The organism is Microbispora sp. NPDC049125 (assembly GCF_040802045.1).
GTDB lineage: Bacteria > Actinomycetota > Actinomycetes > Streptosporangiales > Streptosporangiaceae > Microbispora.
On record NZ_JBEZDW010000019.1, the window covers coordinates 130,009 to 139,410 of the forward strand.

The following is a 9,402-nucleotide window of genomic DNA, read 5'->3' on the forward strand; positions in this document are numbered from 1 at the left end:
CGGCATGAGCACCGGGAACATGAGAAGGAACGGCGCACTGGACAAGGCGTACACGCTGATCGAGGCATTGCCCTGGCTGGCGCGCTTCCACGGCGCCACCGTCGTGATCAAGTACGGCGGCAACGCGATGACCGAGGAGCACCTGCGCGAGAAGTTCGCCGCCGACGTGGTCTTCCTCCGGTACGCCGGGCTCCGGCCGGTCATCGTGCACGGCGGCGGCCCCCAGATCCAGTCGCACCTCGACCTGCTGGGCATCGACAGCCACTTCGTCTCCGGGCTGCGGGTGACCACGCCGGACGCCATGAAGGTCGTCCGGATGGTCCTCGTCGGCCAGGTCAACCGCGACGTGGTGGGCCTGATCAACCGGCACGGCCCGTTCGCGGTCGGCATGTCGGGGGAGGACGCCCACCTGTTCACCGCCGAGCGCAAGCACGCGGTGGTAGACGGCGTGAAGGTCGACATCGGCCAAGTAGGGGAGATCGTCCGGGTCGAGGCGGGAGCCGTACGGGCCCTGCTCGACGACGGGCGGATCCCGGTGGTCTCGTCGATCGCCCGGGGCGACGAGGACGGCGACGTCTTCAACGTCAACGCCGACACGGCGGCAGCGGCCCTCGCGGTGGCGCTCCAGGCGTCGAAGCTCATCGTCCTCACCGACGTCGAGGGCCTGTACGCCGACTGGCCCCACAGTGAGGAGGTGGTCAGCCGGATCACCGCGTCCGAGCTGGCCGCCATGCTGCCGTCGCTGTCCAGCGGCATGGTCCCCAAGATGGAGGCCTGCGTGACGGCGGTGCGCGGCGGCGTGCCCCAGGCGCACGTGCTCGACGGCCGCACGCCGCACGCCGTCCTGCTGGAGATCTTCACGGACGAGGGCATCGGCACGATGGTCGTCCCGGACGAGACGGAAGAGGGGGGTCCCCGGTGACCGGTGACGCGCTGCGCAAGCGGTTCGAGTCGGCGTTCATGCCGAACTACGGCGTGCCGCCGCTGGCGCTCGCCCGGGGCGAGGGCTGCGCGGTGTGGGACGCGGACGGCCGCAGGTACCTCGACCTCATCGGGGGCATCGCGGTCACCTCGCTCGGCCACGGCCACCCCGCCCTCGTGGAGGCGGTGTCCCGGCAGGTCGCGACCCTCGCCCACACCTCGAACCTGTTCCTCCACGAGCCCGAGGTGCTGCTGGCGGAGCGGCTGCTCGGCCTGCTGGGGGAGCCCGCCAGGGTCTTCCTCGCCAATTCGGGCACCGAGGCCAACGAGGCCGCGCTGAAGATGGCCATCTCGTACGGCAAGGCCCACGGGCGCGGCTACTTCGTCGCCGCCGAGATGGGTTTTCACGGCCGGACGCTCGGCGCCCTGTCGCTGACCGGCAAGCCGTCGATCCGCGACCGGTTCGGCCCGTTCCCTGCCGACGTACGCTTCGTGCCGTACGGCGACGCCGAGGCCCTGGCCGCGGCGGTGACGGACGAGTGCGCGGCCGTGTTCCTTGAGCCCACCCAGGGCGAGGCGGGGGTGGTGCCCCCGCCGGACGGCTACTTCAGGGCGGCCAGGGAGATCTGCTCCTCCACCGGCGCGCTGTTCGTCGCCGACGAGATCCAGTCGGCCATCGGGCGTACCGGCCACTGGTTCGCCCACCAGGCCGAGGGCGTCGTGCCCGACATCCTGACGCTGGCCAAGGGACTCGGCGGCGGCATGCCGATCGGCGCCTGCGTGGGCTTCGGCGAGGCCGGCACGATCTTCGCCAAGGGCGACCACGGCTCGACCTTCGGCGGCAACCCGGTGTCCTGCGCGGCGGCCCTCGCCGTGCTGGACACGATCGAGCGTGACGGGCTGCTTGAGCACGTCACGGCCGTCGGCACGACGCTCGCCGAGGGGATCGCGGCGATCCGCCACCCGCTGCTCAAGGGCGTCAGGGGCCGCGGGCTCTGGCTGGCCGCCGTGTTCACCGCCCCCAAGGCGGCACAGGTGCAGGCGGCGGCGCAGGACGCCGGCTTCCTGATCAACGCCCTGCAGCCCGACGCCGTACGGCTCGCCCCGCCGCTGGTCATCACCGAGCCCGAGGCGAGATCCTTCCTCGACGCGTTCCCCGCCATCCTGGAGGCCGCCGATGCCTAGACACTTCCTGCGGGACGACGACCTGTCGCCGGACGAGCAGGCGCAGGTCCTCGACCTCGCCGAGGCGATGAAGAAGGACAGGTTCGGCTACCGGCCGTTCGAAGGGCCGCGTACGGTCGCCGTGCTGTTCGACAAGCCCTCGACGCGCACGCGGGTCTCGTTCGCCGTCGGCGTCGCGGAGCTCGGCGGCCAGCCGCTGGTCATGGACATGGGGACCTCGCAGATGGGCCGCGGGGAGCCGGTCGAGGACACCGCGCGGGTGCTGTCCCGCCAGGTGGCCGCGATCGTCTGGCGGACCTCCGGGCAGGAGCGGATCGAGGCCATGGCGGCGGCGTCCGCCGTGCCGGTGGTGAACGCGCTGACCGACGAGTTCCACCCCTGCCAGATCCTCGCCGACCTGCAGACCATCCGGGAGCACCGTGGCCGGCTGGGCGGGCTCACGCTCGCCTACCTGGGGGACGGCGCCAACAACATGGCGCACTCCTACCTGCTCGGCGGGGCCACCGCCGGCATGCACGTCCGGATCGGCGCGCCCGCCGGCTACCTGCCGGACGCCCGGGTGCTGGACCGGGCGGCCGAGATCGCGGCCGCCACCGGCGGGTCGGTGACGGCGGTCACCGATCCGGAGGCCGCCGTCGCCGGCGCACACGCCGTCGCCACCGACACGTGGGTGTCGATGGGCCAGGACGGCAAGGACGAGCGGGTCGCCGCGTTCACGCCGTACCAGGTGAGCGGGGCGCTGCTCGGCCTGGCGGCCCCGGACGCCGTCGTGCTGCACTGCCTGCCCGCCTACCGGGGGATGGAGATCACCGCCGAGGTGATCGACGGGCCGAGCAGCGTCGTGTGGGACCAGGCCGAGAACCGGCTGCACGCCCAGAAGGCGCTCCTGCACTGGCTGGCCTCCCGGGAGGGGCCGTGACGATCCCGCTGACCAAGGCGGCCCGTCACGCCCGTATCGTGGAGTTGCTGACCAGGCACAAGGTCCGCTCGCAGCCGGAGCTGGCCAGGCTCCTCGCCGAGGAGGGCGTGGAGGTCACGCAGGCGACGCTCTCACGCGACCTCGACGAGCTGGGCGCGCTGAAGCTGCGGGCCGACGACGGGACGCTGGTCTACGCGCTGCCCGGCGAGGGCGGGGGGCGCATCCCGCTCTACCGCACCGGCAACGGGAACGGCTCGGTGGAGAACCCCGACGCCCGGCTCCGCCGGATCGCCGAGGAACTCCTGGTGTCGGCCGAGGCCTCGGCCAACCTCGTCATCCTCCGTACGCCGCCGGGGGCGGCCCAGTTCCTGGCGTCGGCGGTCGACCACGCCGGCTGGGAGTCGATCCTCGGCACGGTGGCGGGCGACGACACGATCCTGGTGATCAGCAGGGATCCGTCAGGCGGCGGGGCTCTCGCCCGGTCCCTGCTCGGCCTCACCACTCGCCGCCCTCCGGCATGAAACCATTCGTGATCTTGAACATCTGGAGAAGAAGACCATGAGCGACAGGGTTGTACTCGCATACTCCGGCGGCCTCGACACCTCGGTGGCCATCCCGTTCCTCGCCGACCAGACCGGCGCGGAGGTCATCGCCGTGGCCGTGGACGTCGGCCAGGGCGGCGAGGACATGAACGTCATCCGCCAGCGGGCCCTCGACTGCGGCGCCGCCGAGGCCGTCGTCGTCGACGCCCGCGAGGAGTTCGCCCGCGACTTCTGCGTCCCCGCCCTGCAGGCCAACGCGCTCTACATGGACCGCTACCCGCTCGTCAGCGCCCTGTCGCGGCCGCTGATCGTCAAGCACCTCGCCGCGGCGGCCGAGCAGTTCGACGGCACCCACGTCTCGCACGGCTGCACCGGCAAGGGCAACGACCAGGTGCGCTTCGAGGCCGGCCTGGCCGCGCTCAACCCCGAGCTGAAGGTCATCGCCCCGGCCCGCGACTTCGCCTGGACCCGCGACAAGGCCATCGCCTTCGCCGAGGAGAAGGGCCTGCCGATCGACGTCACCAAGAAGTCGCCGTACTCGATCGACCAGAACATCTGGGGCCGCGCCGTCGAGACCGGCTTCCTGGAGGACATCTGGAACGGCCCCATCGAGGACGTCTACGACTACACGTCCGACCCCTCCCAGCCGCGCGAGGCCGACGAGGTCGTCATCACCTTCGCCCAGGGCGTGCCGGTCGCGCTCGACGGCCGGCCGCTGTCGCCGTACGAGATCATCGCCGAGCTGAACACGCGGGCGGGGGCGCAGGGCGTCGGGCGGCTCGACATGGTCGAGGACCGGCTGGTCGGGATCAAGTCCCGCGAGGTCTACGAGGCGCCCGGCGCGATCGCGCTGATCACCGCGCACATGGAGCTGGAGAACGTGACGGTCGAGCGCGACCTCGCCCGGTTCAAGCGGTCGGTCGACCAGCGCTGGGGCGAGCTGGTCTACGACGGCCTGTGGTTCTCCCCGCTGAAGAACGCGCTCGACGCGTTCATCGCCGACGCCCAGCGGCACGTCTCCGGCGAGATCCGGCTCGTCCTGCACGGCGGCCGGGCCGTCGTCACCGGCCGGCGCTCCGACGCCTCGCTGTACGACTTCTCGCTGGCCACCTACGACACCGGCGACGCCTTCGACCAGTCCCTCGCAAAGGGCTTCGTACAGCTGTGGTCGCTGCCCAGCAAGATCGCCGCAGCCCGGGACGCGCGTCAGGCCTGACGGCTCGCCGTACGCCCCGGTTCGCGGTGCGGGGCCGGGGCGTGCGTCGGCTAGGGTCGCGGATTAGTCCTCGCACAAAGATCTCCTGAAGGGGTTCGCACAGGAGGATCCACGGCGAAGAATGCGGATCGGGCGCAAGGATTCCCGTACGGCTGTCACTGCGGAGGACCCGTGGTGAACCGGCGGCGGGGACCGCAGGATTTCGGAGGGAGAAGACGGTGGCGGACAACAAGCCGATGCGGCTGTGGGGCGGCAGGTTCGAGGGGGGACCCGCGGACGCGCTCACGCGCCTGTCGGTGAGCGTGCAGTTCGACTGGCGGCTGGCGCCGTACGACCTGCTGGCCTCGCGCGCGCACGCCCGCGTGCTGCACCGGGCCGGGCTGCTGACCGGTGACGAGCTCGACCGCATGCTGGGCGCGCTGGACGACCTCGACCAGGCGTGCCGGAAGGGCGAGTTCCGCCCGGCGGTCGTCGACGAGGACGTGCACACCGCCCTGGAGCGCGGCCTGCTCGAACGGCTCGGCACGCTCGGCGGCAAGCTGCGCGCCGGCCGCAGCCGCAACGACCAGGTCGCCACCGACCTGCGGCTCTACCTGCGCGACCACGTCCGCACGATCGTGTCCCGGCTGGTCGAGCTGGAGACCGCGCTGATCAGCCAGGCCGAGCAGCACGCCGACACGGCGGCTCCCGGGATGACCCACCTCCAGCATGCCCAGCCGGTGTCGTTCGGCCACCAGCTCCTCGCCCACGTCCACCCGATCACCAGGGACGTGGACCGGCTGCGCGACTGGGACAGGCGCGCAGCCGTCTCGCCTCTGGGCTCCGGCGCGCTCGCCGGTTCGTCCCTGCCGCTCGACCCCGCGGCCGTCGCCGCCGAGCTCGGCTTCGACTCCGCCGCGCCCAACTCGATGGACGCGGTCGCCGACCGTGACTTCGCCGCCGAGTTCCTGTTCTGCGCGGCGCTCATCGGCGTCCACATCTCCCGCCTGGGCGAGGAGATCGTGCTGTGGGCGTCGCAGGAGTTCCGCTGGATCGAGGTCGACGACGCCTACTCCACCGGCTCGTCGATCATGCCGCAGAAGAAGAACCCCGACGTGGCCGAGCTGGCGAGGGGCAAGAGCGGACGGCTCATCGGCTCGCTGATGTCCCTGCTCACCACACTCAAGGGCCTGCCGCTCACCTACAACCGCGACCTGCAGGAGGACAAGGAACCGGTGTTCGACGCCGTCGACACGCTCCTGCTGGTGCTCCCCGCGGTGTCCGGCATGGTCTCCACGATGCGGGTGAACACCGCCAAGCTGGAGTCGAGCGCCCCCGACGGGTTCGCCCTCGCCACCGACCTCGCCGAGCTGCTGGTCCGCCGGGGCGTCCCCTTCCGCGACGCCCACGAGGCCGTCGGCCACCTGGTCGTATGGTGCCAGGTCAACGACCGTGACCTCGGCGACCTCACCGACGAGGAGCTGGCGAAGGTCTCCCCGCACCTCGCCGTCGACCCGTCGGACGGCGCGCCAGGCGTCCGCGACGTGCTCAACGTCCATGGCGCTCTCGCGGCGCGCAGCGCGTACGGCGGCACCGCGCCCGACCGCGTGAGAGACCAGATCGACATGCTGAGGGAGATCGTCGACGGCCAGGCCGCATGGGCGAGCGAGAGCTGACCGGCGCCCTCGCCGGGCCGGCCGGGACGCCGCTCGGCCGGGACTTCTTCGACCGTCCTTCCGAGGAGGTCGCTCCCGGCCTCCTCGGCCGGGTGATCGTCCACGGGCCCGTCGCCGTACGGCTGAGCGAGGTCGAGGCCTACGGCGGGCCCGGTCAGGATCCGGCGTCGCACACGTACCGGGGGCGCACGCCGCGCAACGCGGTCATGTTCGGCGAGCCCGGCCACCTCTACGTCTACTTCACGTACGGCATGCACTTCTGCGCCAACCTCGTCTGCATGCCGGAGGGCACCGGCTCGGCCGTGCTCATCCGGGCGGGGGAGGTGGTCGCGGGTCTCGACGTCGCCCGTGCGCGGCGCCTGCCGCAGGCCGCCGGCGCGTCCAGGAACGGCGTCTCCAGATCCGTGGACTCGGGAAACGGATCCTCCGCGGGCGCTTCCCCAGGCGGATCGGCGCAGGGTGGTTCTGCCGGTTCTTCGCGGGGTGGCCCTGTGCGGGCGCTGCCCGATCGGGACCTGGCCCGCGGGCCGGCCCGGCTGGCGGTCGCGCTCGGCCTGCGCCGGGAGCACAACGGCCTCGACTGCTGCTCTCACGGCCCGCTCCAGGTCCTCAAGGGTGAACCGGTGGACCCTGCCGTCATCAGAACCGGGCCCAGAACGGGGGTCTCAGCGGGCGCCGAGACCCCCTGGCGGTTCTGGATCAACGGTGACCCCACCGTCTCCCCCCACCGCGTCCACGTACGGCGTCAGCGCACGTAGATACCGGGCTGCGGCGGGGGGACATGCCGTTCCACGATGAACAAGCCCGTGCGGCACAGAAGTCTCATCATGTGATCATCGGCTCTATCCGGCGAACAACCGGCTGGCGATAGAGTTCACGGTCAGGCAGGCTTTGTCCCGGGGGCGAAAGCCGTACATCCATCGATCACTGAAAGCCAGGACCGTGACCGCTTCTGCACGCGACCTCAATCCGGCAACCGACGGCATTCCGGCAGCCGAGGGCGCAGACATCCTCGACGAGCTCGAGTGGCGCGACGTCATCGCGCAGACCACGGACGCCGACGCGCTGCGGAAGGCGCTGGCCGACGGACCGATCACCGTCTATGCGGGCTTCGACCCGACCGCGCCGTCGCTCCACATGGGCAATCTCGCGACGTTGCTGATCCTGACCCGCTTCCAGCGGGCGGGCCATCGCCCGATCGGTCTCGTCGGAGGAGCCACCGGCCTCATCGGCGACCCGAGCGGCCGCAGCAGCGAGCGCGCTCTCAACTCCGCCGAGGTGGTCGAGGAGTGGGTGTCGAGGATCCGGGTGCAGGTCGAGAAGTTCCTGTCGTTCGACGAGGGGCCGTCGGGGGCGGCGCTGGTGAGCAACCTCGACTGGACGGCGGGCCTGTCGGCCATCGGCTTCCTGCGCGACATCGGCAAGCACTTCCCGGTGAACCGCATGCTGGCCAGGGAGTCGGTCTCGGCTCGCCTGGCGGGTGAGGGGCTGAGCTACACGGAGTTCAGCTACCAGATCCTGCAGGCCAACGACTACCTGGAGCTCTACCGCCGGCACGGCTGCACACTCCAGGTGGGCGGCAGCGACCAGTGGGGCAACATCATCGCAGGGGTCGATCTGATCCGCCGCGTGGAGGGCGCGCACGTCCACTCGCTCACCGGCAAGTTGATCACCAAGGCCGACGGCACCAAGTTCGGCAAGACGGCCTCGGGGGCGGTCTGGCTGGACCCGGCCCTCACCTCGCCGTACGCGTTCTACCAGTACTTCCTGAACGCCGACGACCGTGACGTCGTGCGCTTCCTCAAGGTCTTCACCTTCCGGACCCGTGAGGAGATCGAGGAGCTGGAGAAGGCGGTCGCCGACCGCCCGGCGGCCCGGGAGGCCCAGCGGGCGCTCGCCGAGGACCTGACGACCCTCGTCCACGGCGCCGGCGAGCTGGCGAGCGTCATCGCCGCCTCGCGCGCGCTGTTCGGGCAGGGCTCTCTGGCTGAGCTGGACGCCCGGACGCTCGAATCGGCGCTGGCCGAGGTGCCCAAGGCGACGGTGTCCTCACTCGGGGCGTCGTACGTGGACCTGCTGGCCGAAAGCGGGCTGGTGGAGTCCAAGTCCGCAGCCCGGCGCGCCGTCAAGGAGGGCGGTGCGTACCTCAACAACGTGAAGATCACGGATGAGGAGTACGCGCCCACGGCGGACGACCTGCTCCACGGCCGCTTCCTGGTCCTTCGCCGCGGCAAGAAGACCGTCGGCGGCGTCGAGGTCGCCTGACGACCCCGTACGGTCCCGCTTGGCATGGCCGCCCCGGGTGGATGATCACCGGGGCGGCCTTTTCATGGCCAAAAGTTGTTGTGACAGGGGTAACAATCTTGTGGCGAGGGCGTCAGAACGCGACCGGATCGCCTGCATCACCTGGGGTTTCTGCCAGATCCGCGTGATTTGACGTTCGGGGCGTCGTTGCCTAATGTTTCCAACGCCCCGGGATGAGCGGGACGCCGAAAGGCGGCCGGACCCAGAGGGCAAGCCACTTGGAACAGCACTCCGACGAAGCGTTCACGCTGAGCCGGGCTCGTTTCCGACGCGCCGAATGATCTCCCTGACGGGGAGGTTGACGCGAAACGGACGAGGGTGTAAGTTGGAGTGGTTGCCCCGGAAACGGGGCGTCTCTCTCGCCAGAGAGTCGACCAGCGCCGCGTGGCCCGCCAGGCCTGCGGATGGGGTTCGGCGGTGGCGAGGGGACACAGCGGATACAACGCCCTGGATCTCGGGCCCCCTGGCAGGGGTTCGGGTGATGGTGGTCGCGTCCGTTTCTTGAGAACTCAACAGTGTGTTAAAAGCCAGTGCATGATGCACAACCCCGTCGCGCTCGCACCTTTTTTGGGTGTGGGTGTGATGGATTCCTTTGACAGCACCTTGTGTGGTGCTTGTCGGGGTTTTTCTTTCCGAAAGCATTTTTTGGAGAGTTTGATC

8 protein-coding genes are annotated in these 9,402 nt (G+C 70.7%); all 8 read left to right on the plus strand.

Features of this window, described 5'->3' with window-relative positions; all coding sequences use genetic code 11:
• Positions 1-19 precede the first annotated feature (19 nt).
• The 8 genes from argB to tyrS all read left to right on the plus strand — a co-directional run bounded on the left by argB (position 20) and on the right by tyrS (position 8,703).
• Positions 20-922: an acetylglutamate kinase gene (argB, locus tag AB0B72_RS22660; RefSeq protein WP_367740884.1), complete on the plus strand. Its 903-nt coding sequence runs from the start codon at positions 20-22 to the stop codon at positions 920-922.
• Positions 919-2,106 (plus strand): acetylornithine transaminase, encoded by a 1,188-nt coding sequence (locus AB0B72_RS22665; protein ID WP_367740873.1) that lies wholly within the window; start codon positions 919-921, stop codon positions 2,104-2,106. Before argB ends, AB0B72_RS22665 begins: the two co-directional genes overlap by 4 nt.
• Complete coding sequence (gene argF / locus AB0B72_RS22670) at positions 2,099-3,025, plus strand: ornithine carbamoyltransferase (RefSeq protein WP_367740874.1); 927 nt, start codon at positions 2,099-2,101, stop codon at positions 3,023-3,025. The genes AB0B72_RS22665 and argF overlap by 8 nt, the downstream gene beginning before the upstream one ends.
• The gene (locus AB0B72_RS22675) at positions 3,022-3,546 is read left to right on the plus strand and encodes an arginine repressor (protein ID WP_367740875.1); all 525 of its coding nucleotides are present in this window, start codon (positions 3,022-3,024) and stop codon (positions 3,544-3,546) included. The genes argF and AB0B72_RS22675 overlap by 4 nt, the downstream gene beginning before the upstream one ends.
• Before the next feature lie 37 nt (positions 3,547-3,583).
• Positions 3,584-4,783, plus strand: coding sequence for an argininosuccinate synthase (locus AB0B72_RS22680; RefSeq protein ID WP_367740876.1), 1,200 nt, complete (start codon positions 3,584-3,586; stop codon positions 4,781-4,783).
• Between the two features lie 218 nt (positions 4,784-5,001).
• Positions 5,002-6,438 (plus strand): argininosuccinate lyase, encoded by a 1,437-nt coding sequence (argH, locus tag AB0B72_RS22685; RefSeq protein ID WP_367740877.1) that lies wholly within the window; start codon positions 5,002-5,004, stop codon positions 6,436-6,438.
• Positions 6,420-7,196, plus strand: coding sequence for a DNA-3-methyladenine glycosylase (locus tag AB0B72_RS22690; protein WP_367740878.1), 777 nt, complete (start codon positions 6,420-6,422; stop codon positions 7,194-7,196). The genes argH and AB0B72_RS22690 overlap by 19 nt, the downstream gene beginning before the upstream one ends.
• Before the next feature lie 226 nt (positions 7,197-7,422).
• Entirely contained in the window at positions 7,423-8,703 is a 1,281-nt protein-coding gene (gene tyrS / locus AB0B72_RS22695) for a tyrosine--tRNA ligase (protein WP_367740885.1), read from the plus strand.
• Positions 8,704-9,402 lie beyond the last annotated feature (699 nt).